Origin of the sequence: Virgibacillus siamensis (assembly GCF_900162695.1) — a bacterium.
Classification (GTDB): Bacteria; Bacillota; Bacilli; order Bacillales; family Amphibacillaceae; genus Lentibacillus; species Lentibacillus siamensis_A.
In genome coordinates this window covers 326822-350908 of the sequence record NZ_FUIH01000007.1, presented here as the reverse complement: position 1 = coordinate 350908, position 24087 = coordinate 326822, and the positions used below count along the sequence as shown (strand labels likewise).

The window sequence follows — 24087 nt, the reverse complement described above, 5'->3', positions numbered from 1 at the left end:
TTTTTGTGCATGTTTGCCATTTACCAATGTAACGAAAATTCGCTACAATAAATGAAACGCTTACATAAATGGAGGAGAAATTATGGCAGAATTACAATTGGAACATATCCAAAAATCTTATGACAAAAAGGCTATCGCCGTAGATGACTTTAATTTGAACATTCAAGACAAGGAATTTATTGTTTTTGTCGGCCCTTCCGGATGTGGTAAATCCACTACGCTGCGCATGATTGCGGGTCTGGAGGAAATCACAAATGGCGACCTTTATATTGATGACCGCAAAATGAATGATGTCGCTCCAAAAGACCGTGACATTGCAATGGTTTTCCAAAACTATGCATTGTACCCGCACATGAACGTTTACGACAATATGGCATTTGGGCTGAAACTGCGGAAGTTCAAAAAAGATGAAATTGAGCAGCGGGTTCAAAATGCCGCGAAAATTCTTGGACTGGAAGCATATTTGGACCGAAAACCAAAAGCTTTATCCGGTGGACAGCGTCAGCGTGTTGCGCTGGGACGTGCAATTGTCCGTGACGCCAAGGTCTTTTTAATGGACGAACCGCTTTCCAACCTTGATGCAAAACTGCGTGTGCAAATGCGTGCAGAGATTCAAAAGCTGCACCAGCGTCTGCAGACGACAACAATTTATGTAACACACGATCAAACTGAAGCGATGACAATGGCTACGAGACTGGTTGTTATGAAAGACGGTGTAATTCAGCAGGTTGGTGCACCAAAAGAGGTTTACGATCAGCCGGAAAATATATTCGTCGGCGGATTCATCGGCTCCCCTTCCATGAACTTTTTAACAGGCACATTGGAGGACGGTAATTTTGTAATGGGAGATACGAAAGTTAAAGTTCCTGAAGGCAAAATGAAGGCATTGCGGGAACAAAACTATCTGAACAAAGAGGTTGTGCTCGGTATTCGTCCGGAAGATATTCATGACGAACCGGTTTTCATTGAATCAACACCGGATACAAAAATCACAGCTATTATTGATGTTGCTGAACTAATGGGGGCAGAGTCCTATCTTTATTCAAAATTGGGTGAGCAGGACTTCATTGCCCGCGTCGACTCACGATCTGATATAACTGGCGGTGAAGAGGTCAGCCTTGCTTTTGACATGAATAAAGCACTATTTTTTGACGCTGAAACGGAACAGCGGATTCGCTAAATTCCATATGTATACTTTTCCGGAAAATGTAAAAAATACCAATAGAAGAAGACAAAAATTTGAGGGAAGTCATTACGACTTCCCTCTTGTTTTAAAGGGTTTTCCCCTTAGAGGCCATGGGTTTATTTAGGTTGTTGTCCGCTTAATTGTTGTTGAGCAGTTGATACAAGACGCTTCGTGATTTCACCACCGACAGATCCGTTAGCACGGGAAGTAGTATCAGCACCAAGGTTAACGCCGAATTCCTGTGCAATCTCAACTTTCATTTGATCCAATGCCTGCTCCACTCCAGGAACTAGGATTTGGTTTGAATTGTTGCTAGCCATGTTTATCACCTCCTGTAATCATATTGTTAGCAATTCCGCAAAACTTATCACTGATTTTCACTGGTAATTGTTGCTTAAAAATATGGTTACAGGAAGTTTGCTGTTATGGTTTAGATTTATCAGCCACATTGATGACTTTATCAGTCACTTTGGAGGTATTATCAGGCACTTTACAAATTTATCAGGCACTTATGAGGATTTATCAGGCACTTATAAGGATTTATCAGGCAAAAAAGCCCACTGCACAGCGCAGTGGGCTTTTTCATTTATTTTGGATATGTCATTTCTTTTGGATTTACATATTTTTCGAATTCGTCTTCAGTCAACAAACCAAGTTCAACTGCTGTTTCTTTCAAAGTTGAATTATCATTGTATGCCTTTTTGGCAATTTTAGCTGCATTTTCATAGCCAATATGCGGGTTCAATGCCGTAACAAGCATCAGCGAATCTTTAAGATATTTTTCAATCTGTTCATAGTTTGGTTCAAGTCCCTGTACACAACGCTCATCGAATGACAATATGCTGTCTGCAAGGAGTTGACTGGACTGCAGAAAATTGTATGCAATAACCGGCTTGAACACATTCAGTTCAAAGTTCCCCTGACTTGCTGCAAAACCAATCGAAGCATCATTTCCCATTACCTGCGCCGCTACCATTGTTACCGCTTCGCACTGAGTCGGATTTACTTTACCGGGCATAATGGAACTGCCTGGCTCGTTGGCAGGAATGATAATTTCCCCGATACCGCAACGAGGACCGCTTGCCAGCCAGCGTACATCGTTAGCAATTTTCATCATGTCTGCTGCAAGTCCTTTCAGCGCACCATGTGCATAAACGGTTTCATCATGGCTTGTCAACGCATGAAACTTGTTAGGCGCGGAAATAAATTCTTTGCCGGTGACATTATTTATTTCCTTACATACTTCTTCCGAAAAATCGGGATGCGCATTCAGTCCTGTTCCAACCGCTGTTCCGCCAATTGCAAGTTCTTTCACATGCTGTACGCTTTCGGCAATCATCGTTTCCGATTTTTCAAGCATACGGTGCCAGCCGCTGATTTCCTGGCCAAGTGTAAGTGGAGTCGCATCCTGCAAGTGTGTACGACCGATTTTCACAACATCCTGATAAGCATCCATTTTTTCCTTCAACGTGCCTTTCAATGTTTTAACGGCTGGCAGGACAGTATCTTCAAGTTTCAGAACAGCTGCAATATGCATTGCTGTCGGATATGTGTCATTGGAACTTTGTGATTTGTTGACATCATCATTAGGATGCAGGGATAGTTCACTTCCCTGTTCTTCAAGCCATTTGTTCCCGACATGTGCAATCACTTCATTGACGTTCATGTTTGATTGCGTGCCGCTTCCGGTCTGCCATACAACAAGCGGGAAATGCTCAGGCAGCTTATCTTCAATAATCTGGTCAGCTGCATACGCAATAGCCTCAGCCTTTTTTGCATCAAGAAGCCCAAGTTCACTGTTTGCTTTCGCTGCACTTTTCTTCAAAATAGCGAAGGACCTGATGACCTCAACCGGCATTTTCTCATCACCGATCGGAAAATTCTCCTTGCTTCGCTGGGTTTGAGCTCCCCAGTATTTATCGTTAGGGACTTTTATTTCACCAATAGTATCTTTTTCAATCCGGTATTCCATTATGATTGCCTCCTTATGTATGAATAATTTACCCTTTTCCATTGTACCAAAACAATCCGGTGTGTTGTTATTGAAACATGATTCATTCACAAAATATTACTGACTCAGCCCATCACAGCAAGCGTTTTTCTATTATAATACAATTAAATAACGTATGATGTGGAGAGACGCGATTACAACCTTTAGCTGCGTACAGAAACCTTCTTTAATAAGCGTCTTGATTCAAGGGGGATTTCACATTGCCAAACATATGGACACATATGCTTTTCAGTGAGGAAGTGGTGGATGCTGTCATCGATAATCCATATTCACTTTCTGAACTGGAACCTTATATGAAATTAGGGTCCCAAGGTCCGGATCCTTTCTTTTATTACAATTTCTGGCCTTGGATAAAAAACGAGCCGGTTCATGAAATAGGAATGGCCCTGCACACGGAGAAGTGCGGCGCCTTTTTGATGGATTTAATTGAGAAAGCCCGACGCTGTGATAAACAGGTGCAGGCATATGTATTCGGTTTTGTCACGCATCATATTTTGGACAGAAATACACATCCATATATTCATTATCGTGCCGGATATGCAGGCAGCAATCATCAAAAGCTGGAAGTCTTGATTGATACATTGATGATGGAAAAGTGCTGCAATCTAAAAACATGGAAAGTACCGGTCTACAAGGAAATTGATGTCGGAGCCAACCTCAATAAAGAAATAACAGGCTTATTGGATGGAACCATCCAGGAATACTATCCGGGTATCAAACCGGAAACAGATAGATACATTCAAAAGGCATACAAAGATATGAAACGTGCATTGAAACTGCTTGCTGATCCATATGGATGGAAGAACAAAGTACTGAAAACGTTGATTGGTTCCTATTCCCATCAACCAATTAAAAATAATATTGACTATTTAAATGTAAAGCATGCTACATGGCATCATCCCGCAACAAATGTCTCCAGCACAAAAAGCTTTATTGATCTATATGAGCAAGCACGAACGGAAGGGATCGGGATCATGACGGAATTGCTTTCATACTGGAAATCACCGGCTGAAGAAACAAGACAGCGCCTGGCTGATTTAATCGGTAATATTTCCTATGATACCGGGAAGCCGCTAAGCCTAAATCTGGAAAACCATTACAGCGACCCGATTGTATAACCTTGTGGTACTAAGAAGCTGAGACATCAATAACGTTTCGGAGCTCTCAGCCTCTTTAGTTTCTTTCCTTATCAAAATCCTATTCAGGGTTTACCCCAGCTTTACCGGATGGAGTTGACTGTTTTCGTGCTTCCAGCATTCCTTGCTCAATATTGACAAAACGAAGCAGAATGATACCGCCGATGAAAAAGATAACAAGGGAAACAATTCCCAATCGGCTCGAACCAGTCAACTGGCCAACGAACGCAAACAAAAACGGTCCAAAAATAGCAGCAAATTTGGAAGAGATACCGTAAAAACCGTAAAATTCAGCGTGTTTATTTTCAGGTACCATACGGCCAAAGATTGACCTGCTCAGTGATTGAGCACCGCCTTGCACTAACCCGACGCATATTGCAAGCAGATAAAAATGGAGCGCAGAAGACATGAAGTAACCAAGTATAACAATAAACAAATAAGCATACAGCGTTATATACAATGCACGTTTCGGGGTAATCTTCTTTGCCAGCCAGCCGAAAAAAATAGTACATGGGATTCCAACAAATTGTGTGATCAATAATGCTGCAATCAAGGCATTTTTATCAATCCCGATATCACGGCCATATATTGTTGCCATTTTAATTATCGTTGAGATTCCGTCGTTATACATCCAAAATGCAATTAAAAAAATTAATAAGTGCTTATAGTTTTTAATATCTTTAAATGTGTTCGTAACCCGGTGAATCCCAATTGCGGCATAGGATTTGTCACGCTTTACATTTGTCTTCTTCTCCTCGTGTACGTTTTTCAAAAGCGGCAGCGAGAAAATGAACCACCATACACCGACTGATGCAAATGATACCTGACTCGCTACGGTTGCATTTGGCAGCCCAAACCAATCATATTTCAAAATCATCAGCAGGTTAATCGCCAGTAAAACACCACCGCCAATATACCCGAATGCAAACCCGTTTGACGATAACTTATCGATTTCATCTTCATCAGCTATTTCCGGCAAAAAAGCATCATAAAAAATATTAGCGCCTGAAAAACCAATCGTTCCGACAATAAGAAGAATAGATGCAAATATGTAGTCACCCTCATTAATGAATGCCAGAAGAATACTTGCAATTATTCCCATGTACGCAAAAAATTGCAGGAATTTTTTTTTCGCAGCTGAAAAATCACTGATTGCCCCTAAAAAGGGTGCCAATACAGCCACAATCAGCACTGCAATAGACTGGGAATAACCCCAATAACTTGTCGCCATTGATTCTTCCAGCCCGGCTGCTGCCACGTCATAATAAAAAACTGGAAGTACTGCAGCCATGATTGTTGTTGAAAAAGCTGAATTGCCAAAGTCATACATCATCCAGCTTAGTTTCATTTTTTTATTCATGGTATAACTCCCCCTTACAACTAAGCATACCAAATTTTTTGGGTCTTGAATTTTTTTCTTTTGCCAAAAAAAGCCTCACCAATATAGGTAAGGCTTTTGCTTATTCCCAGATATATTGTCTGTATTGTTCACTTAATGCGAGAAATACTTCTTTATTTCCAGCATCAATGGAAGTATTAATCGCCCTTTCCAAACGTTCTTTGTTCCAATTGAAGCAAATCTCATCCAATAACAGTCTTGAAGAGAGTTGTAATTCAAACGGAATTTCCTTTCTTGCATGGATTGTTATCCCCTGATACGGCACATAACGATAAACTATTTTTTGCTTTTTCATGGAACATGCCCCCTTGTTCCTTTTTTCTATTATCCTAAATTTTTAGAATAATTGCAAGTAAAAGCAGTCATTCAAGTTGACTTGATTCCGGATCAATGTTCCGGTACGCAAGTATTCCCGCACCCAGGGCAAAAATCGTAAGCAGACTGACCATCCAAATTATATTTTGTTTCATCATCAAGGCAATAACCGGCGGACCGGAGGCAACACCGATAAACCGCATTGCACTGTAGATGGACGTAATTACACCGCGTACATTCTTCTTCATGCTTTCTGTTATAAGTGCATCAAGACATGGTAATGCCATCCCTATTCCAGTGCCACAAATTAAAAAGATTGTTAACAGATAAACAGGATGATCCATAAATGGTATCACCGCAACGGCACAACCGGAAAATATTATGCCAACAAAAGTGATCCATTTCATCTTTATAAGATTATCCTTGATTTTGCGGCCTGTAATAAACGAGGCAATAGACAATGCCAGCAAAGGAACCGCCAGCAGCAACCCTTTCCAGATACCTTTATAATCATATTTTTCCTCAAGAATACTGGATAAATAAAATAAAAATCCAAACAGAATAAACATCAGAATTGCACCAATTAAAAAAACAGCACATAACCATCGTCCGTGTTCTTTCAGCGCATCTTTTGCCATGTTCCAATACTTACCGAAACTGGTATGTTCTTCATTATTCTTTTTGTTCTTTACCAAAAAACTTACGAGAAATACGGAAATTATACAGAAAACAGGAATCGAAAAGAATGGCAAAAACCAAACAAGCGCAGCAAGAACTGCCCCAAGAATCGGACTCAATACTTTCCCCGTTGTGTTGGAGGTTTCGATTATCCCGAGTGTAGCACTCGCCTCCTTGTCATCGCGAAAAATATCGCCAACAAGCGGCATTACAATCGGAGCGGCACCTGATGCACCAATTCCCTGCAATATCCTTCCAATCAGAATCCACATAAAGGGGGCATCCATTTTGTACGATGCCCAGCCAGCAACCAGCCCGCCAATCCCAGTTATGATAAGCGCAGGGATAATAACCTTTTTTCGTCCAAACCTGTCTGATAAAAATCCTGCCAATGGAATAAAAAAAATAGCAACGATGGAATATACCGTTATGATGTAACTCGATTGAAGCTTGGTTATATCCAACTCCTTCTCCATTACAGGTAAAATAGGAATCAGCATAGAGTTCCCAAGTGTCATAATTAATGGAATCGATGACAGCGATATAATGGCCCAACGTTTCTCCTGTGAATCCTGCTTTTTTTCACCCTGCTTGAACATTAAACAATCATTCCTTCACTAGAAAACTTTTGCTTGTCACCAATCTTTAATGGCAAAAGCACCAGATGTACTTAAGTGATACTTTCTTCCCTGCCATATAAAAATAGCTGCTGAGAATTACTATTCACTACCTGTCAATATTTATTCTCATTCCATTGCTTTTATTGTTGGACAAGCGAAACTTAATTTTATTCATGAAATAGAGTTTATATCATGCTCAAAGGTTTCTCTGGACTCACTAACGATTCCTTTGATAGACTGTTATAGCTGAAATCAAACCAGCCAAAAAGTTTGCAATCATTAAAATTGGAGGCTCTTATTCATGGATCATGCAGATAATTTAAAAAAAGGAGAAAAGGGTGCATGGATCAGTATTGGTGCATACATTTTGCTTTCAGTAGTAAAACTGATTGTTGCATATACTGGAAATTCAGAGGCATTGCGGGCCGATGGATTAAATAACTCCACTGATGTTATTGCTTCCATAGCTGTATTGGTTGGATTAAAAATTTCAAGAAAGCCACCTGATGAAAACCACCACTATGGTCATTACCGGGCTGAGACAGTCGCTTCCATGTTTGCAGCATTTATCATGATGATGGTTGGATTTCAGGTTATTATTGATACATTTGGTAAAATCGTTACTCATGAAACGTCAGAGCCAAATATGCTGACAGCGTGGACAGCACTTGGCGGTGCAATTGTCATGTACTTTGTTTATCGCTATAACAAATCACTGTCCGAGAAGGTTGGCAGCAGTTCCCTTTATGCTGCAGCCCAGGATAATCGTTCCGATGCATTAGTCAGTATTGGCGCATTTATAGGGATTTTCGGCGCACAATTCGGTGTCTTTTGGCTAGACCCGATGGCTGGTTTTATCGTTGGCATTATTATTTGTAAAACTGCATGGGATATATTTAAGGATTCAACCCATACCTTAACAGATGGGTTCGATGAAAAACAGATAGATAAGATTAAGGAAAGCATTGTGAAGGTTCAGGGTGTTAAAAAAGTGGTTGATGTGAAAGGAAGAATTCATGGTAACTACGAATTTATTGATATCACCATTCTGGTCAATCCTGAATTAAATGTCCGGGAAGGCCACGCAATTACAGAAAAAATCGAAACCCTGCTCTGGAAAAAACATAATATTACCCATGCTCAAATTCATATTGAGCCGTACGAATAAAAAAATCTGCCTTATCAGGGCAGATTTTTCAGTAATTGATCAATATTATCCCAGCCATAGGCAGTTTCCTGATAGGTTCCTTCACCGATAGTCGATACTTCTTCCCCGACAGGCTGGGCTTGGTATCGTTCATAAAATCGGCTGGAAGGATTCTGTGTCAAAATCCAGACAAGTATGGATTGATAGCCGATTTCTTTCATACCCTCGCTGAAAACCTTCAACAGCCTCGTTCCAAGTCCAAGCTTCTGAAATTCATCCAGCAGATAAATCGTATAAATCTCACCGTCATAATTAAAACGTTTCGTGCGTTCCGGACCGCCGGATATAAATCCCACAATTTTTTCTTCATTATGAATAACAAACGTTAGTTGTTCCTTTTTTTGCATTCGTAAAACGGTTTCCCAAAGTGCCCGGCGGTTTTCATATGTAATATTTGATAAATCTTTTTCATCCAGCAAATCCGTGTACGTACTCTTCCAACTGCTTACATGGATATCTGCAATGGCCGTTGCATCCTCATAACTCGCTTTCCGAACTTTAAACATGACCTGCCCCCCTGAAAAAATCAATCTTCATTTTGCTCTGTTTACATAGTAAAAAGAAATACAGTCGCAATCGCTCCCGTTACCGCTAATACTACATTTAATCCAAAATACGCCAAGACCGCTGCAACCAGTCCGCCAAGCAGACCTATATGCGGATGCTCCGGTTTCACGTATAATATCCCGGGGAAAATCAATGCCCCCAAAGCTGCGAATGGAATTGCATTCAGCCAGCGATTTACCCAATCATGAAACTGCAATTTGTCGACAATAAACGCAGGGACTGCTCTCGGTATCATAGTAACAAGTGCCATTCCAATAATAATCGCGATAATCATGACTGTTCCTCCTTCAACAGAAAAACCCCGCTCAGACCACCTAATACTGTTCCAAACACAATGGCCCACCCATCGCTCATAAACTGACTAAAGATGGTATTAATGAGCATGGCAATAACCGCAATCAAGCCGATTCGCCACTCTTTTTTCACGGATGGCACAAGAAGACCGATAAACATGGCATATAAAGCAATTCCCATGCTTTGACTCAGTTGTTCCGGAATAATTTCGCCAAGAACCCCGCCAAGGAACGATCCGAAAATCCAGGAGAAATAAGCCGTTAAAATAAGCGATCCGTAAAAAAGCGGACCTTTTTCCAATTTTGCTTCATTCGGGTGCAAAGCGGATACTGCAAACGTTTCATCAGTCAATCCCAATGATAAAGGAACTTTCCACTTTAGTCCAATACCCCTTAGCCGGTTCATAAAGGAAAGACTCATCACAAAATGACGGAAATTAAGCACAAATGTTGCTACAATAATTTCAACAGCACCTGCTCCGACAGCGATCATATTTGCCCCCATAAATTGACTTGCCCCGGCAAACACAAGTACACTCATCATCGTCAATTCCGTCAATGTCATCCCCGCTTGTTTTGCAAGAACACCATAGGTAATCGCAATCGGCATATACCCCAGCATAATCGGGAACCCGACTGCAGCACCTTTTCGGATCATGTATTTAGAAGATGGTGGATTTTTTTCTGCTGTATGTAAGGTCATCTGTATTACACCTCTAATTTAAAAATTTAAATAATTATAACTTATAAAAGCATTTTTACAAAGTGTTTGGTTTTCGATCATTTAATCATTGACAAAAGCCGAAAATAACATGTATAGTCAAACTAATTATTTGAACTGAATATCCTTTCCGGGAATGCGAAGTAAAATTAATTTCCTGCAGTGGTAAGAGACAGAGTGGCTGGTGAAAACTCTGGCAGAATTATTTTGAATTACACATTCGGTTTAAGCCGGAATTCTCTTATCAAGTGGATGAGCCTAGAAAATAATAAAGCTCATCAATCAGGGTGGTAACGCGGAGTCAAAGCTTCGTCCCTATTTAGGGATGGAGCTTTTTTTATTTATACAACAGGAGGGGATCATACATGTTTCCAATCAGCCCAAAACATAATCCATCATTAACGGAATCTATTATATTTTTTATTGTTACAATCAGCCTTATCAGTTATTTTCTAATTGGCCTGGGAACTTCCCCGCACATTCCAATTCTGATAGCAGTATTCTTGCTGGTGCTGTACGGATTAATCAAAGGTATTTCTTTTAAAGATTTGGAGGAAGGAATGACTGCCGGCGCAAAATCCGGTATGGGTGCAATCTTTCTTTTTTTGCTGATTGGTGTACTTATCAGCAGCTGGATGATCAGTGGTACCATTCCTGCATTAATTAATACTGGATTTTCACTCATAGGCGGTACTTGGTTTTATGCAATTGTTTTTGCAGTTACTTCCCTTGCAGGTGTTTCGCTTGGCAGTTCATTAACAACTACTGCAACAATTGGTGTAGCGTTTATCGGTATGGCTGGAGCGATGGATGCTTCGATGGCTATAACAGCTGGTGCAATCGTATCCGGGGCTTTCTTTGGTGATAAAATGTCTCCGTTATCTGATACGACTAATCTGGCATCCACCATTGTCAAGGTTGATCTATTTGACCATATCAAACATATGAGCCTGACAACAATACCAGCGTTCATCATTTCGTTTATTTTGTTTTGTATTTTATCACCGGATGAATCAGCTTCCATTCAAAACCTTGCATCATACCAAACCGCACTGGCAGAAACCGGACTGATTCACTGGACATCATGGATTCCACTTATCGTTCTTGTAGTGATGACATTTTTTAAAGTTCCAGCATTTATTTCGCTGGCAATTACCAGTTTAGTTGCAACATTACTCGCTGGTGTCACAAGCGGGCTATCCTGGTCCGGCATCTGGTCCATCTGGTTTAATGGATATACGGCTTCAACCGATTTTGAACCCGTCAACAGCCTGCTGACAAAAGGTGGTATTAATAGTATGCTGTTCACCATTTCATTGGTTATTTTAGCATTGGGATTCGGCGGTCTGCTTTTCGTAACCGGCATTGTCCCTGCGATGTTGTCCGCGCTTCAGGAAAAACTGCACAGTATTCGGGCAATTATTATATCAACTGCATTTACAGCAATTGGTGTGAATGTGTTAATCGGGGAGCAATACCTTTCCATCATGTTAACAGGGGAAACATATAAAGGCATGTATAAAGATGCCAGACTGCCAAACAAAGTCCTCTCCAGAACACTTGAGGATGCCGGGACTGTCATAAATCCACTTGTTCCTTGGAGTGTTTGCGGTGTATTTATTGCAGATGTTCTTGGCGTACCAGTGCTCACATATTTGCCATTCGCCTTTTTCTGTCTGCTAAGTCCGATTATAACGATTATCTTTGGCGGCAAGGCACTGCGATAATGAAAAATCCCCTAAATGGGGATTTTTCATTATGGATATAATCTTATATACATTAGTTATCCTGATCCGTCAGCAATACCGGACCGTCTTTGGTAACAACAACCGTATGCTCGTATTGCGCTGAACGGCCTTTATCAACCGTGCGTGCTGTCCAGTTGTTGGAATCCATCTTACTTTGCCAGCTTCCTTCATTAATCATCGGTTCAATTGTAATGACCATTCCCTCTTTCAATCGAACCCCTTTATTCGGCAGTCCGAAATGTGGAATATGCGGGTCTTCGTGAATGGTCGGTCCGATGCCATGACCAGTAAAGTCACGTACCACGGCGAAACCTTCCCCTTCCGCATATGTTTGGATGGCGTGCCCGATATCGCCGATTCTGCTCCCTGCCTGGGCTTGTTCAATGCCTTTATCAAGGGATACTTTGGATACTTCCAGCAGTTTTTTAGCTTTGTCATCAATATTTCCAACCGGATAGGTCCAAGCCGAGTCAGCTAAGCCGCCATTCAAGTTCACAACCATATCAATTGTAACAATGTCACCATCTTGCAATTTCTCCTCGCGTGGGAAACCATGACAGATTTCATCATTAATTGATGCACAAATTGCATATGGATATCCGCTGAACCCTTTTTGTTCCGGTGTTGCTCCATGTTCAGCCAAAAACTTTTCCACAAATGTATCAATTTCCATCGTAGTGATTCCCGGTTTAATCATTTTCGCAATCTCTTTATGACATTTTACGAGCAAATCACCCGCTGCACGCATTTTCTCAATTTCACGTTTACTTTTTCGTGTTATCATAACTGTACTTCCTTTCAAAAAAACTTAACATATAGTCTCAACTTAAAGTGTACCATAAATTCGGGTCAAAATGAGAGTCAGGGTACTTTGGAACATTAACTAATTATATAGGAAAGGCTGTGCTATCCCCTAAATCGGCTAACGCGGGAAGAAAAGCAGTTCCGCTGAAGAAATCTCAAATTGCGCTGAACGAATTGGCTTTTTCGCTGAAGAATTCCCAAATCGCGCTGAACAAACTAGCACTCCCCGCTGAACAAAAACCAAATTGCGCTGAACAAACGACAATTCCGCTGAAAAGCCCCAGCTGCTGCCTGCCACCTATACAAGCCTTTATTCCACGGATGCAGTTAAAATATAATCTATGTCAAACGAAAATGCAGAGAAGCATCTGCCCCTCTGCATTTTCATTCATTTAATAGCCTCCGTAGCCATAACCGCCTGTATAAGCAGTACCAACTATGATCAGCAAAATAAACAATACGACAATCAGCGCAAAACCTGATCCGCCGTGGCCATAACTTTCACCCATAATATCCCTCCTATATTTCAGGATCATTATAAACTATGCTCCTGAACTATTAGTTGGGAGGGCGAATGACTATATAGAACATTTAAAAATAATCTTTTACATTATAAATTTTACCATTCTCAACACTTGATTCATCGGTTAAAATATCAACAAGAACCCCACCGATCGCATCTGTATCTTTCAGCAAGTTTTTATTTTTATAACCTTTGAACGTGTCCACTTCAATGAATTCATCTTTATTGCTGGCCCGGATCTTTTCCTGCATTTGTGTATCCATGACTCCGGGACTGAATGCAATCACTTTATTCCGTGTTTTCAGTTCATCCTGCTCCAGTGCTGCTGTCTTCGTGTACATATTAATACTCGCTTTTGTAGAGCAATACGCACTCCAGCCATAAACTGGCCGTTCAGCTGCACCAGAAGTTATAGTTGCCCCAATCAACGGCACATCTTTTTCGGTTGCCTTTTCCAAAAACAGATTTGTCAAAACCATCGGCGCAAGTGAATTCACCTTTACGTGATAAGCAAGCCCATGACTGTCAAGATTCATAGACTTGTCAATGGGGTCAAGCACTGCCGCATTATTAACCAGATAAACCGACGAAGGTTCTTCTGAAAAAATCAGGCTGCTCATATGCCCGAACGTCTCCTCAATGGCATCCACATCTCCCAGGTCACACGTAAAATGATGAAACGAGACATTATTTTGCCGGGCTATTTCGTTCAGGGAATCATTTATACTGCGCGAAATACCAATTACATGAATACCTGCTTCCATTAATATTTTTGCAACGGATTCACCTAACCCCTTTGACACTCCTGTTACGATTCCATACCTCATATGCTGCACCCCTCTTTTCCGATCCATGTCCATACCTATTATTACCCTGAAATCCAACAAGGAAAACGAATACTAATTTTTGATGGTGACCGCCTGGCTTCCCATTTGCTCCCATGCTGCTATAAAGTTTTCCTTTGACAACTGCTGGTTTTTTGATCCATAAGGGTTATTGATATATACATGATTTTCATCAAATCCTGTAACAACAACGCTATGTACACTAAATGTAACTTCCATTTTACCTGATGGTGTATTCCATGTCTGAAAATTGTTTACCGGCACACTGTTAGTTGTTGTAATAACCCATACCGGCATGCCCTCTGCAACATACTGAAAAATAACTTCAGCCGGTTTACCGGTCAAATCAACAGCCTTGCTTCCGGCATAATTAGCAGCAAGGTTATAAATTGGGCCATGATAAACAGTAAGCCCCGGTCCGTCTTCCATGTCACCAACAAATCCCTTGTTTGGATTCCCTTTCAGTCCATTTTCATAGGTTAATGGAACACGGGGAATTTGGTTGGCAAGTTCTGATTTCGTGACGTTGTAATCGTGATAATTTAATACCATCGCCAGGCTGGTAACCTCACACCCGTTATAAATTTGTGGTGGGGCCATTTGATTAATCAATGGAACGTCCAGTACTGTTTTGGAAACAGACTGATCGTCAGTCATCGATTTCACCTCTTTTTTTGGCTCATGCATAAGTTTTTCAAATCGTATCCTGTCTTTCGCTTCAAAAGTTGTCTGTTTACCGGAAACCGCCTGGGCAGGTAATGCGGATTGGCTGCATCCGAGCAGCATAAATAAAAACCCACCTATCACAATTACAGCCGCCGGTTTCATCTTCCCCATGATGTCCCCCCCTAAATCATTCAATAAAACAGTTTAATTGTTTACCTTATCCCAATAATGGACAAGTGTTACCATACCTTTATCAAAACTGTCGAGCGGGAAACTTTCATTCGGTGAATGCAGTCGGTCATCCGGTGTGCCGAATCCAAGCAGTACAATCGGGACATTATAAATATCTTCAATCCATTCCACCACCGGAATTGAGCCTCCCATTCGCACATAAACAGTTTCTTTACCAAATGCTTCCGTGTAACTCTGTGCCGCTTTTTTAATTAATGGATGGTCCGGCTCAACTTTATATGCTTTGGCAGAGAGTTTTTCTTTTTTTACCTCAACTGTTACGCCGGATGGCACTACTCTTTGAATATGCTGCTCCAACAACTGTTGAACGTGTTCCGGATCCTGACCCGGAACAAGCCGGCAAGTAATTTTGGCTGTTGCAGCCGATGGAATAATCGTCTTCGTACCTTCACCCTGATATCCGCCGAACATACCGTTTATTTCAAATGTTGGACGTCCCATTGTATGTTCTTTTGCAGTGTATCCTTTTTCTGAAGCCGTCTCAGACACACCTGTGGATTTGCGGTAGTCTTCGCCGTCTACTTCCCGGATTAAAGCTCTTTCATGATCTGTAAGCGGCTCGACACCGTCATAAAAACCATCTACTGTCACCACTTCATCCACATTCTTCATTGTCGCCAAAATATGAGTCAGTGCCATCAACGGATTCCGGATTGCACCGCCATACATTCCAGAATGCAAATCATGATCAGGTCCGGTTACATTTATTTCGATACCGGTAAAGCCTTTTAGTCCATATAGGATTGTCGGCTGATTTTCAGCAACCATACCGGAATCAGAAATCACTGCAAAATCCGCGGAAAACTGTTCTTTTTTCTGTTGCAGCATTTTATACAGATTTTCACTGCCAATCTCCTCTTCTCCTTCAATACACACCTTCACATTTAATGGCAGTTTCCCATCTGTTTTCATAAGTGCTTCGAATACTGCCAGATGCATAAAGACCTGCCCTTTATCGTCACTTGATCCACGTGCGTACAATCGTCCTTCCCTTACTTCGGGCTTGAATGGGTCACTTTTCCACTGCTCAATCGGATCAACAGGCTGCACATCGTAGTGTCCATAAAATAAAACAGTAGGTGCGTCAGGCCCTGCCTGATTATATTCAGCGTAAACAAGCGGATGTCCGCCGGTTTCCTGTCGCTCCACTTTATCAAAGCCGATTTCATTCAAATATGTTTCCAGGAAACCGGCTGCTTTGCTGATGTCATCTTTATGTATGCTATCCGTACTCACACTGGGGATTGATAAAAATTCATTTAATTTAGTTATCAGCTGTTCACGATTTTCAGCTAAATACTGCAGCGTTTTTTCACTCATTAAAATATGCCTCCTCTGTTTCATCCATTTTAGCATATCACAGTATCGTAAAACAGACAGTAGGGAAAGGCTTACATTGAAGAAGCAAATTTTCTTTATTCATAAAAGACAGCCCCAAACCAGGGACTGTCTTCAAATAAAATTCTTCTATTTCAATGCTTGTTCCAGGTCTTCAATGAGATCGTCCGCATCTTCAATTCCAACAGAGACGCGAATCAATCCATCTGTTATGCCAAGTTCAGCTCGCCTGTCAGCCGGTATCGATGCATGCGTCATTTTTGCGGGCACGGAAATAAGACTTTCCACGGCTCCAAGGCTTTCGGCGAGAGTATAATATTTTACCCTGCCAAGGACCTTTTCAGCTTCTTCTCCACTGCCGACATCGAATGAAAGCATTCCGCCAAAACCGTCAGCCTGTTGCTTTGCAATGTCGTGGCCGGCATGTGATTCCAATCCCGGATAATAAATAGTGGAGACCTTCTCATGCTTTTGCAAAAATTCAACGAGTTTAGCTGTATTCTGTTCAATTGCTTCCATTCTTAGTGCAAGTGTTTTAATACCGCGCATAAGCAGCCAGGAATCCTGTGGCCCGAGAACCCCCCCGGCTGAATTTTGGATGAAATGAATGTCATCGCCTAATTTATCGGAATTTACTGCGACAAGCCCTGCGACAACATCACTGTGACCTCCGATATATTTAGTAGCACTGTGCAACACGATATCTGCGCCCAAATCAAGCGGCTGCTGCCAGTATGGAGTCGCAAATGTATTATCAACAATTAAGATAAGATCATGCTTTTTGGCGATTTCCGCCATCTTTTTAAGATCCGTAATTTTAAGCAGTGGATTTGTCGGCGTTTCAATATACAAAGCTTTTGTATGCTCATTTATTGCTGCTTCCACGTTTTCTGCTTTACTTGTATCCGTATATGTGTGTTTCAGGTTAAAACGATCCAGCACGTTTGTGACAAGCCGATACGTGCCACCGTATACATCATCTGTCATAACAACATGGTCCCCGGAATCAAACAGCATCATAATCGAAGTTATCGCTGCCATACCGGAACCGAACGCAAATCCTCTTTTTCCATTTTCAAGTTCCGCAATTACTGTTTCCAAAGCCTCTCGTGTTGGGTTTCCAGTCCGGGAATATTCATAACCTCGGTGTTTTCCAACCGAATCCTGTTTATACGTACTTACCTGGTAAATCGGGACTGAAACAGCACCAGTCCGTTCATCCCCAGTTGTGCCACCATGAATCATTTTGGTTTTTGAACGCATTGTTTCAACTCCTCATTCATTTGTATAAATATCTTTACTTAAATATCGGTCACTGCCATCAGGAAAAATAACGGCAATTGTTGTTCCCGGTTCTGCAATGCTTGCTTCCCGTAATGCTGCAGCCAGCGCTGAACCTGACGAACTTCCAACCATTAATCCTTCTTTGGCAGCCAATTGTTTGACCATATTAAACGCATCCTCGTCAGAAATCGTATGAACAGCATCGACCAACGATCGGTCAAAAAATTCCGGAAAGAATTCCATCCCGATTCCTTCTGTTTTATGCGAACCGGGTTCACCACCAGCAATAATGGACCCTTCTGGTTCAACGATTACAGATTTCACGGTTGAATTTTTTTCCTTCAAATATGCCGCTGTTCCCATAAACGTCCCACTCGAACCAGCTCCTGCCACAAAAACATCCAGTTCATCCTGCAGGTCCTTTAATAGTTCCGGTGCAAGCGTTTTATAATATGTTCTTGGATTAGCAGGATTACCAAATTGCCGGGGCGAAAAACTGTTTGGAATTTCATTCAACAGTTCCTCGGTTTTATCAATTGCACCGCGCATGCCTTCTTCACTCGGTGTATGCACAATTTCAGCACCAAGGGCACGCATAAGCTGCTGCTTTTCAATACTGAACTGCTCAGGCACACAAAACATAACTGACAGATCTTTGCCGATTGCAGCAAGCGCCAAACCGATCCCCGTATTACCTGCTGTCGGTTCAATGATTGTACCACCCGCTTTTAACTTTCCGCTTTCCAGTGCATCATTAATTAATTCAACACCAAGCCGGTCCTTTACACTGCCGCCAGGATTATAAAACTCCAGCTTTGCATACAAACGAACCCCCTCTGGAAGGGGGAATTGGGTTATTTCTACCAGTGGCGTATTGCCAATCAATTGTTGAACAGAATTATACTTCATATCACTGCTTCCTCTTATTCCGCGAATACCTGGTGCCACTCATCACGTTTTGCCAGCATATCTTTGGCAATGTTCTGTGCACCTTCAAGGCTGTGATTTGCTGCCCAGCCGCACTGAACTTCGTTACATGCCGGAACTTCTTGCGCATCCAGCACATCATGCAGCGTCTTCTCCAATGCATCTAAAACTTCATCGTAATTATCATTATTTAAAATTGCTAAATAAAAACCTGTTTGACAGCCCATCGGCCCGATATCAAGCACATTGTCCATATGATTGCGGATATTTTCCGCCATTAAGTGTTCAATGGAGTGCAGGCCAGGCATATCCATATGTTCCTGATTTGGCTGTTTAAAACGGATATCGTACTTATAAACTTTATCACCGCTGCCACCGGATGTTACTCCAACAAGACGGACATATGGTGCTTTAACTTTTGTATGATCAAGGTTGAAACTTTCTACATTCATTTTTTTTGCCATGATAAACCACTCCTCTATTAATATCGGCTTATTCAGTTTCACGAACTGCACTCATCAGCCAAACAAATTCATTCATTTGTTCAAACGTAACACGAAATCCAGCGGTTGTAAAAATACGCTGCATTTCCGGAATAGTTGAATAGTACTCCCGCTGCAGGTCTTCAGCAAGATCGGTAAATCCTTTCATTTCCGCACGTTTTATCATTTCCTGCTGATGTTCATCCGTTTCAAACACTGTATCGGCAAAAACAATTTTTCGCATGGAAGGATGAAGTTTCGTATATTGTTTAAGTGCTTTTTCCTTTTCGGCATCGGTTAAATGATGAAACGCATAAGTACTGACAATCGTATGCACCGGTTTTTCAAAAGCAGGATATTCCAAAAAATCCCCTTCAAACAAAGATAATTCGGGTAATTTCACAAGAGCTTTTTCCCGCATCACCCTGGATGGTTCCACACCGATGACATCATAACCCGTTTCAATTAATTTACCGGTTAAATTGCCAGTTCCTACTCCAAATTCAAGCACATTCCCATAGGAACACTTGCTGACCTCATTTAAAATTGTATCATAACTTTCAAATACAGCCTTGTACTGCGGATCAACCCCAGCCACGCTGTCATCATACGATTCAGCCCACGAGTCAAACAACCCTAAAAACTCACGACCCATTTATATTCAGCCCCATTTATCGTTAATTCATAGTATTTCACTATGTTTAATATGAATTATATGTATAAGAATAGCACAAGTTGCAAACAATCGCAAAAAACAATATGCAGTGAAGGCGATAATTGACATTAAAAAAACCGGGATCAGCAATAAGCTGATCCCGGTTTTGCTTCCATTCACTATTCTTTATTTTGTGGGAAAACCCGCTCAATCATATTGCCGATCTGATCAAACATTCCTTCAACCGGATCACCATTTCCGGCATCATCAGCATAATTATTGGCCAGGTTAAAGAAATCAGGGTTGGTCGATACATACACATTATCAATATCACCATCAACAGACTTAACGATTTTTGCGATACGATTTTTCACGTCATCTGTCAGGGCATCATCATTATTGGCTCCATTATCGTTACCAATTCCATTGTTGTTGCCGTTGTTAGCAATTCCATTATTATTGTCGTCGCCGATACCATTACCATCATTGTTTCCAATATCATCAATGTCGTTTCTGTCATTATCATTATCGGCAACATTATTATCGTCCATATTGTTTCCGTTATTGTTATTGTCGTTATCCCCATTGGTATCAAGCCCCGCTGCAACATAGGCATTGTTGTCTGTTTTTAACACGTAGGCACGATCAATTTCAGGAATTTGATTTGTGATTTTATCTGCAGCTTTTTCAGCCACCTCGTATTTGTTATCATTGTCGTTATCTCGATTACCGTTATCATTGTTATTCATATCGTCACCGTTAAATCGAGTGTTCTCAACGTTGTTATCTCCATTATTATTGTCCTGACCATCCTGATTACCATTGCCATTGTCATCATTATTCGCGCAAGCTGCGAGAGCAAGCATCAATACTGCAATTATACTTAAAATTTTCCACTTCATTGGATTTCCTCCTTACTGTTTTGCCAATTAGTATGTAACAGCAAGAATTTTTTATGCGGGATACAAAAATTGGAAAGTACACCATATTGTTTTTGGCATTTAACCCTTAATTCGGGAAGACTATGGATAACCCTTGATTTAAAGGAGGGTAAAAATGGATATACCGGATTACGACAAAGCCTTATTTTACACACTGTGGGGACAATGGGATGATTTGCTTGTGCTTATGGTTCGCACAGAAGATGACATGTTATCCAAAAAAATCCAACATTTTTTACATGCATTTCACTATTCACCAGATCAGACAAAAATCATCGAGTCACATGACAACCTTCTCTACTATATCGACCATGCAATGAAGCACATACCAGCGGCTGTTATGGAAGTATAGTACAAAATAGTAAAGAGGCTGGAACAAAAGGTGTTTTTTGAATTACACTTTTTGCCAGCCTCTTTTAATGATGTAATATAAAACCTTTTCCCAGGATGCTATCTGTTATGTTACTCAGCGTTTCCTGGGTTCTATTTGAAATGTCTCGAAGCAGATGTATATTATACCTCTTGGCCTGCCCGGGATTTTCTTTTTGGTGTCCTTTTGCTTTTCCCGGATGTTTCTTTTTGGAATGCCCTTTCGCTTTTCCGGGATTATCTTTATGGTGCCCCTTTGCCTTACCAGGGTTGTCCTTATAATGTCCCTTCACTTTTCCCGGGTTGTCTTTATGGAGTCCTTTTGCTTTACCGGGGTTATCTTTTTCCAGCAGTTTTTGATGAGCTTTTCCCCGGTTTTCCTTATGGTGGCCCTTTGCTTTACCAGGATTCCCTTTTTGGTGTCCTTTTGCTTCCTTCTGATTTTTCCATTCTGCTTTCTGCTTTTTATTGTTTTCAATGTCACTGTGGCGGGCGTCATCATCGGCTTTTGTTTCTTTTAGCTCGCTGGTATCCGATCCGTCATCTGATTCATTTGATTCAGGCTTTTTTTTCGCATTTTCTTGCGTATCAACATTTTCAGCTTGATCTTTCTTTTTATTATAAAATGAGTTAATAATAGCTTTTTCTCCATCATTCATCCATGTTGATTTATTGCCAGTATAAGCCGGATCATTTAGTTTCGATACCATAACCTTTCCCATAGACTGTTCTTTTTCATCTGCCAGATTGTGGATTTCCTTTGGAACAACAAAAGTGGCAATCTTCCAGCCCTTCCCATTTTTAAGGAAAAACTTATCCACCGTGTCTAAAACAGATATATCGTGTTTATCCAGGGCATAGCTAACCCCGATGAGCATATTCTTCCCATTCTTGATTAAACCGTTATTTTCACTTTTTTGCATAATTAATGTAATGACTTCTTCAAGCTTCTTTCCCTTATAATCAGCCAGCTGCTTGATTATTTCCTTACCGTCATCGTTGACAGCATTCATGGAGCGAACCTGCAATTCATCGTTAATTTCCAGTTCGATACTCGGATTTATATCAATACTGACATATGCATACGTCTTATTGACCCCCATCATAAAATAAACAGGCACAAGTAATAAAAGCAGCACACATAGCATTGCTACTGGTTTTAATGAAAAGTTTCTGTTATTCGCATAAAAATAGGAACGTTTTCTGGCACGAAGGGGTTCAAAGGTAACTTCTGAACCAACAGCAACTTTGTCCATTGGCGGCGCCTTTTGAAACACACCATCACTTTGCATAACAATCATGTAGCGCCGGTGTTTCTCCATCACAATCCCTTTTTTCACTAACCCACCCCCTTTAGGTACTCCTTCAGATATAAATAGTCCTCGCTCAATATGATAAATATTGCCAGGATGAACTTCCTGTTTCGTTCCAGGGTCTTTTTGCTGACGTCTACTTTCTTTTCCAGGTCTTTAATTGGCAGTTTCTTCTTTTGTTGCACATATTGACGCAACATTGGATCCTTGTACAATATCTTCGCCACCAAAATGGCTGAATCCCTCGCATCCCGGTGTTTGGGGGATACCTCTGTTAATTCTGCCATTGACAGTTTAAATGTCCGCAGTTTTTCCTGAAAATCAAATATTTCTTCCCTGCGATACCAGGATTCCTGCTCCTTCTGATAAATTTCTTTCACGGCCACAATCTCAGTCGGATTTTCCATCTGTTCTTCATCATAACTTTCATCAAGCGATGCAGCAACAGGGGTCTTTTGGACATACCGGATGTAATCAATCACTTTCCTTTTCACAACAAGTTTGGAAAAAGAAAGAAAAGAACTGCCTTTCTCCGGGGAATATGAAAGTATTGCTTCATTAAATGCAGCCAGGCCAATACTGAATTCGTCATCCTTTTTCACATCGATATACCGTTTGCAAACTTCAGAAACACACTTAGCAATAAAAGGCTGATACTTCTCCAGCAATTCATTTTGAATATCCGCATCACCTTGCTGTGCAAAAGCAATCAGCTCGTTAAGGTGTTTGTCTTTTGATGACCGTTTCATCATCAGCCAGAACACCCCCAGCCATTATAAAATTCGTTATATTTATTTCCTTTTTGGGTGTAGTTTTCATATATATTGATTCACTCATAGTCGTATAAATTTCAAAATGCATGATGTATTCACCATCTTTATATATAAATTCGTTATAATTACCTATTTTCCAATATGCTTAATCTTAACGTACTAGCCCAAAGGTTGCTATCTCAGAATAATTACAGTTTGTTTAAGAAACTATTACTTTTTTTATACAGCTTTTTCTAAATTTTATTTCAAAAAAATAAGATGCCCGAAAAAGGCATCTCATACAGCGAAATCATTTTTACATGTCTGCTAAAATCTCGCTTTTCCCCGAATAGCTTTTTTTGCTTTTAAGTGATTCGAGTGATCCTTTTACATAAATATCTCCTTCGAGCCAATCAACCGATTCAACATCTTGCAAAGCAACCAGGTAATACCGGTCCTCATTCTCAAGTCCTTCACCCTGGACTACCATATAGCGCATTTTCCAATAATGATCATCGAACATAAAGTCGGCTGTATAACCCAGTTTTCCGTTACTAGCATGGACTTTATAACCCATTGTCTCATCTGAACTGCGGAGATTGTGTTCCTGATTGGGATTTACCCCCGGTTCTGCCTTATCCTTTGCCATTGCAACATCACGTACTTCATTATATGGCCGCTGCTGCATTCCGGCTATCAGACTGTCCGTCCAATATCTGTTCCAACCGTAATAGCCACTCAGGGACTGTTCCACTTCTTTTGTGATTGGCTGCCCTTCCGGAACATCAGGACTATTTCGGATTGTATCTTTATTTTCGTATGCTTTTACAAAACCTTTTTCAGCTTCAATTGTTTCAAATGAAGCGGGCGATAGAAGAATTCTTTTCCCGGGGAGCCATTTCCTGCTGTCCACCACTGCATATCGTATGCCCCATTTTTCATCGTCAAAGTACAGATCCTGTATTTTCCCCATTTCACCATCTGTTGCATAAAGACTATAGTTTTTCATGGCTGAAGTTAAATAGTGCATCGCGAAACGCCTCCTTTAAGGGTAG

At 40.9% G+C, this 24087-nt stretch carries 26 protein-coding genes; 5 read left to right on the top strand and 21 right to left on the bottom strand.

Annotated features, from left to right (window positions below; translation table 11 throughout):
• Positions 1–82: 82 nt before the first annotated feature.
• Positions 83–1180 (top strand): ABC transporter ATP-binding protein, encoded by a 1098-nt coding sequence (locus B1K71_RS05400; RefSeq protein WP_077324968.1) that lies wholly within the window; start codon positions 83–85, stop codon positions 1178–1180.
• Between the two features lie 122 nt (positions 1181–1302).
• Here B1K71_RS05400 and B1K71_RS05395 read toward each other — a convergent pair whose 3' ends face one another.
• Together B1K71_RS05395 and fumC are read right to left on the bottom strand one after the other, a co-directional pair.
• Positions 1303–1506, bottom strand: coding sequence for an alpha/beta-type small acid-soluble spore protein (locus B1K71_RS05395; RefSeq protein ID WP_077324967.1), 204 nt, complete (start codon positions 1504–1506; stop codon positions 1303–1305).
• A gap of 266 nt (positions 1507–1772) precedes the next feature.
• A complete protein-coding gene (gene fumC / locus B1K71_RS05390; RefSeq protein WP_077324966.1) occupies positions 1773–3158 on the bottom strand; it encodes a class II fumarate hydratase in 1386 nt (461 codons plus the stop codon).
• A gap of 239 nt (positions 3159–3397) precedes the next feature.
• Between fumC and B1K71_RS05385 the strand changes: the two genes are divergently transcribed.
• Positions 3398–4315, top strand: a complete 918-nt coding sequence (locus B1K71_RS05385; RefSeq protein ID WP_077324965.1) for a zinc dependent phospholipase C family protein — start codon at positions 3398–3400, stop codon at positions 4313–4315.
• A 79-nt stretch (positions 4316–4394) separates the two neighbouring features.
• Here the strand turns inward: B1K71_RS05385 and B1K71_RS05380 are convergent, their stop codons facing one another.
• The 3 genes from B1K71_RS05380 to B1K71_RS05370 all read right to left on the bottom strand — a co-directional run bounded on the left by B1K71_RS05380 (position 4395) and on the right by B1K71_RS05370 (position 7324).
• Positions 4395–5693 (bottom strand): MFS transporter, encoded by a 1299-nt coding sequence (locus tag B1K71_RS05380; RefSeq protein ID WP_077324964.1) that lies wholly within the window; start codon positions 5691–5693, stop codon positions 4395–4397.
• Between the two features lie 100 nt (positions 5694–5793).
• The gene (locus B1K71_RS05375; RefSeq protein ID WP_077324963.1) at positions 5794–6027 is read right to left on the bottom strand and encodes an IDEAL domain-containing protein; all 234 of its coding nucleotides are present in this window, start codon (positions 6025–6027) and stop codon (positions 5794–5796) included.
• Between the two features lie 67 nt (positions 6028–6094).
• Entirely contained in the window at positions 6095–7324 is a 1230-nt protein-coding gene (locus tag B1K71_RS05370; RefSeq protein ID WP_077324962.1) for an MFS transporter, read from the bottom strand.
• 322 nt (positions 7325–7646) lie between these two features.
• On the opposite strand from B1K71_RS05370, the gene B1K71_RS05365 reads away from it, so the two are divergent.
• On the top strand, positions 7647–8513 hold the full coding sequence (locus tag B1K71_RS05365; RefSeq protein WP_077324961.1) for a cation diffusion facilitator family transporter: 867 nt from the start codon (positions 7647–7649) through the stop codon (positions 8511–8513).
• 14 nt (positions 8514–8527) lie between these two features.
• Here the strand turns inward: B1K71_RS05365 and B1K71_RS05360 are convergent, their stop codons facing one another.
• From B1K71_RS05360 to B1K71_RS05350, 3 genes are read right to left on the bottom strand one after another with little or no spacing between them, the layout of a single operon-like run.
• The gene (locus B1K71_RS05360) at positions 8528–9058 is read right to left on the bottom strand and encodes a GNAT family N-acetyltransferase (RefSeq protein WP_077324960.1); all 531 of its coding nucleotides are present in this window, start codon (positions 9056–9058) and stop codon (positions 8528–8530) included.
• Positions 9059–9099: 41 nt separating this feature from the next.
• Positions 9100–9393 carry an AzlD domain-containing protein gene (locus tag B1K71_RS05355; RefSeq protein ID WP_077324959.1) on the bottom strand — a complete coding sequence of 98 codons (294 nt, stop codon included), beginning with the start codon at positions 9391–9393 and terminating at the stop codon, positions 9100–9102.
• Positions 9390–10115 carry an AzlC family ABC transporter permease gene (locus B1K71_RS05350; RefSeq protein WP_077324958.1) on the bottom strand — a complete coding sequence of 242 codons (726 nt, stop codon included), beginning with the start codon at positions 10113–10115 and terminating at the stop codon, positions 9390–9392. The genes B1K71_RS05355 and B1K71_RS05350 overlap by 4 nt, the downstream gene beginning before the upstream one ends.
• 383 nt (positions 10116–10498) lie before the next feature.
• Here B1K71_RS05350 and nhaC point away from each other — a divergent pair, with 383 nt between their 5' ends.
• A complete protein-coding gene (gene nhaC, locus B1K71_RS05345; RefSeq protein WP_077324957.1) occupies positions 10499–11860 on the top strand; it encodes a Na+/H+ antiporter NhaC in 1362 nt (453 codons plus the stop codon).
• 52 nt (positions 11861–11912) lie between these two features.
• Here nhaC and map read toward each other — a convergent pair whose 3' ends face one another.
• From map to B1K71_RS05295, 10 genes are all read right to left on the bottom strand, one after another.
• The gene (map, locus tag B1K71_RS05340) at positions 11913–12665 is read right to left on the bottom strand and encodes a type I methionyl aminopeptidase (RefSeq protein WP_077324956.1); all 753 of its coding nucleotides are present in this window, start codon (positions 12663–12665) and stop codon (positions 11913–11915) included.
• Between the two features lie 412 nt (positions 12666–13077).
• Positions 13078–13194, bottom strand: coding sequence for a YjcZ family sporulation protein (locus tag B1K71_RS05335; protein WP_077324955.1), 117 nt, complete (start codon positions 13192–13194; stop codon positions 13078–13080).
• Positions 13195–13276: 82 nt separating this feature from the next.
• Complete coding sequence (locus B1K71_RS05330; protein ID WP_077324954.1) at positions 13277–14035, bottom strand: (S)-benzoin forming benzil reductase; 759 nt, start codon at positions 14033–14035, stop codon at positions 13277–13279.
• Between the two features lie 72 nt (positions 14036–14107).
• Positions 14108–14740, bottom strand: a complete 633-nt coding sequence (locus B1K71_RS05325; protein ID WP_245799363.1) for a C39 family peptidase — start codon at positions 14738–14740, stop codon at positions 14108–14110.
• 183 nt (positions 14741–14923) lie between these two features.
• On the bottom strand, positions 14924–16291 hold the full coding sequence (locus B1K71_RS05320) for a dipeptidase (RefSeq protein ID WP_077324953.1): 1368 nt from the start codon (positions 16289–16291) through the stop codon (positions 14924–14926).
• Positions 16292–16438: 147 nt separating this feature from the next.
• Positions 16439–17572: a bifunctional cystathionine gamma-lyase/homocysteine desulfhydrase gene (locus B1K71_RS05315; protein WP_077324952.1), complete on the bottom strand. Its 1134-nt coding sequence runs from the start codon at positions 17570–17572 to the stop codon at positions 16439–16441.
• 12 nt (positions 17573–17584) lie between these two features.
• Positions 17585–18502, bottom strand: coding sequence for a PLP-dependent cysteine synthase family protein (locus tag B1K71_RS05310; RefSeq protein WP_077324951.1), 918 nt, complete (start codon positions 18500–18502; stop codon positions 17585–17587).
• A gap of 14 nt (positions 18503–18516) precedes the next feature.
• Positions 18517–18984, bottom strand: a complete 468-nt coding sequence (locus B1K71_RS05305; protein WP_077324950.1) for an S-ribosylhomocysteine lyase — start codon at positions 18982–18984, stop codon at positions 18517–18519.
• Positions 18985–19012: 28 nt separating this feature from the next.
• Positions 19013–19657, bottom strand: a complete 645-nt coding sequence (locus B1K71_RS05300; RefSeq protein ID WP_077324949.1) for a class I SAM-dependent DNA methyltransferase — start codon at positions 19655–19657, stop codon at positions 19013–19015.
• Positions 19658–19836: 179 nt separating this feature from the next.
• Positions 19837–20559, bottom strand: coding sequence for a YhcN/YlaJ family sporulation lipoprotein (locus B1K71_RS05295; RefSeq protein WP_077324948.1), 723 nt, complete (start codon positions 20557–20559; stop codon positions 19837–19839).
• Between the two features lie 154 nt (positions 20560–20713).
• On the opposite strand from B1K71_RS05295, the gene B1K71_RS05290 reads away from it, so the two are divergent.
• Positions 20714–20950, top strand: coding sequence for a YhdB family protein (locus B1K71_RS05290; protein ID WP_077324947.1), 237 nt, complete (start codon positions 20714–20716; stop codon positions 20948–20950).
• 64 nt (positions 20951–21014) lie between these two features.
• On the opposite strand, the gene B1K71_RS05285 is transcribed toward B1K71_RS05290, so the two are convergent.
• The 3 genes from B1K71_RS05285 to B1K71_RS05275 all read right to left on the bottom strand — a co-directional run bounded on the left by B1K71_RS05285 (position 21015) and on the right by B1K71_RS05275 (position 24062).
• Positions 21015–22307 carry an anti-sigma factor domain-containing protein gene (locus B1K71_RS05285; RefSeq protein WP_077324946.1) on the bottom strand — a complete coding sequence of 431 codons (1293 nt, stop codon included), beginning with the start codon at positions 22305–22307 and terminating at the stop codon, positions 21015–21017.
• Complete coding sequence (gene sigI / locus B1K71_RS05280; protein WP_077324945.1) at positions 22307–23032, bottom strand: RNA polymerase sigma factor SigI; 726 nt, start codon at positions 23030–23032, stop codon at positions 22307–22309. The genes B1K71_RS05285 and sigI overlap by 1 nt, the downstream gene beginning before the upstream one ends.
• A 316-nt stretch (positions 23033–23348) precedes the next feature.
• Entirely contained in the window at positions 23349–24062 is a 714-nt protein-coding gene (locus B1K71_RS05275; RefSeq protein WP_077324944.1) for a PRC-barrel domain-containing protein, read from the bottom strand.
• Between the last annotated feature and the right edge of the window lie 25 nt (positions 24063–24087).

Excerpts from the sequence above, each read along its gene's own strand:
- B1K71_RS05350 (WP_077324958.1), bottom strand. The coding sequence starts at position 10,115 with ATGACCTTACATACAGCAGAAAAAAATCCACCATCTTCTAAATACATG.
- B1K71_RS05290 (WP_077324947.1), top strand. The coding sequence starts at position 20,714 with ATGGATATACCGGATTACGACAAAGCCTTATTTTACACACTGTGGGGA.
- B1K71_RS05370 (WP_077324962.1), bottom strand. The coding sequence starts at position 7,324 with ATGTTCAAGCAGGGTGAAAAAAAGCAGGATTCACAGGAGAAACGTTGG.
- B1K71_RS05355 (WP_077324959.1), bottom strand. The coding sequence starts at position 9,393 with ATGATTATCGCGATTATTATTGGAATGGCACTTGTTACTATGATACCG.
- B1K71_RS05335 (WP_077324955.1), bottom strand. The coding sequence starts at position 13,194 with ATGGGTGAAAGTTATGGCCACGGCGGATCAGGTTTTGCGCTGATTGTC.
- map (WP_077324956.1), bottom strand. The coding sequence starts at position 12,665 with ATGATAACACGAAAAAGTAAACGTGAAATTGAGAAAATGCGTGCAGCG.
- B1K71_RS05375 (WP_077324963.1), bottom strand. The coding sequence starts at position 6,027 with ATGAAAAAGCAAAAAATAGTTTATCGTTATGTGCCGTATCAGGGGATA.
- B1K71_RS05380 (WP_077324964.1), bottom strand. The coding sequence starts at position 5,693 with ATGAATAAAAAAATGAAACTAAGCTGGATGATGTATGACTTTGGCAAT.
- B1K71_RS05330 (WP_077324954.1), bottom strand. The coding sequence starts at position 14,035 with ATGAGGTATGGAATCGTAACAGGAGTGTCAAAGGGGTTAGGTGAATCC.
- B1K71_RS05275 (WP_077324944.1), bottom strand. The coding sequence starts at position 24,062 with ATGCACTATTTAACTTCAGCCATGAAAAACTATAGTCTTTATGCAACA.
- B1K71_RS05365 (WP_077324961.1), top strand. The coding sequence starts at position 7,647 with ATGGATCATGCAGATAATTTAAAAAAAGGAGAAAAGGGTGCATGGATC.
- fumC (WP_077324966.1), bottom strand. The coding sequence starts at position 3,158 with ATGGAATACCGGATTGAAAAAGATACTATTGGTGAAATAAAAGTCCCT.
- B1K71_RS05325 (WP_245799363.1), bottom strand. The coding sequence starts at position 14,740 with ATGCATGAGCCAAAAAAAGAGGTGAAATCGATGACTGACGATCAGTCT.
- sigI (WP_077324945.1), bottom strand. The coding sequence starts at position 23,032 with ATGATGAAACGGTCATCAAAAGACAAACACCTTAACGAGCTGATTGCT.
- B1K71_RS05310 (WP_077324951.1), bottom strand. The coding sequence starts at position 18,502 with ATGAAGTATAATTCTGTTCAACAATTGATTGGCAATACGCCACTGGTA.
- B1K71_RS05395 (WP_077324967.1), bottom strand. The coding sequence starts at position 1,506 with ATGGCTAGCAACAATTCAAACCAAATCCTAGTTCCTGGAGTGGAGCAG.
- B1K71_RS05360 (WP_077324960.1), bottom strand. The coding sequence starts at position 9,058 with ATGTTTAAAGTTCGGAAAGCGAGTTATGAGGATGCAACGGCCATTGCA.
- B1K71_RS05400 (WP_077324968.1), top strand. The coding sequence starts at position 83 with ATGGCAGAATTACAATTGGAACATATCCAAAAATCTTATGACAAAAAG.
- nhaC (WP_077324957.1), top strand. The coding sequence starts at position 10,499 with ATGTTTCCAATCAGCCCAAAACATAATCCATCATTAACGGAATCTATT.
- B1K71_RS05305 (WP_077324950.1), bottom strand. The coding sequence starts at position 18,984 with ATGGCAAAAAAAATGAATGTAGAAAGTTTCAACCTTGATCATACAAAA.
- B1K71_RS05320 (WP_077324953.1), bottom strand. The coding sequence starts at position 16,291 with ATGAGTGAAAAAACGCTGCAGTATTTAGCTGAAAATCGTGAACAGCTG.
- B1K71_RS05315 (WP_077324952.1), bottom strand. The coding sequence starts at position 17,572 with ATGCGTTCAAAAACCAAAATGATTCATGGTGGCACAACTGGGGATGAA.
- B1K71_RS05295 (WP_077324948.1), bottom strand. The coding sequence starts at position 20,559 with ATGAAGTGGAAAATTTTAAGTATAATTGCAGTATTGATGCTTGCTCTC.
- B1K71_RS05300 (WP_077324949.1), bottom strand. The coding sequence starts at position 19,657 with ATGGGTCGTGAGTTTTTAGGGTTGTTTGACTCGTGGGCTGAATCGTAT.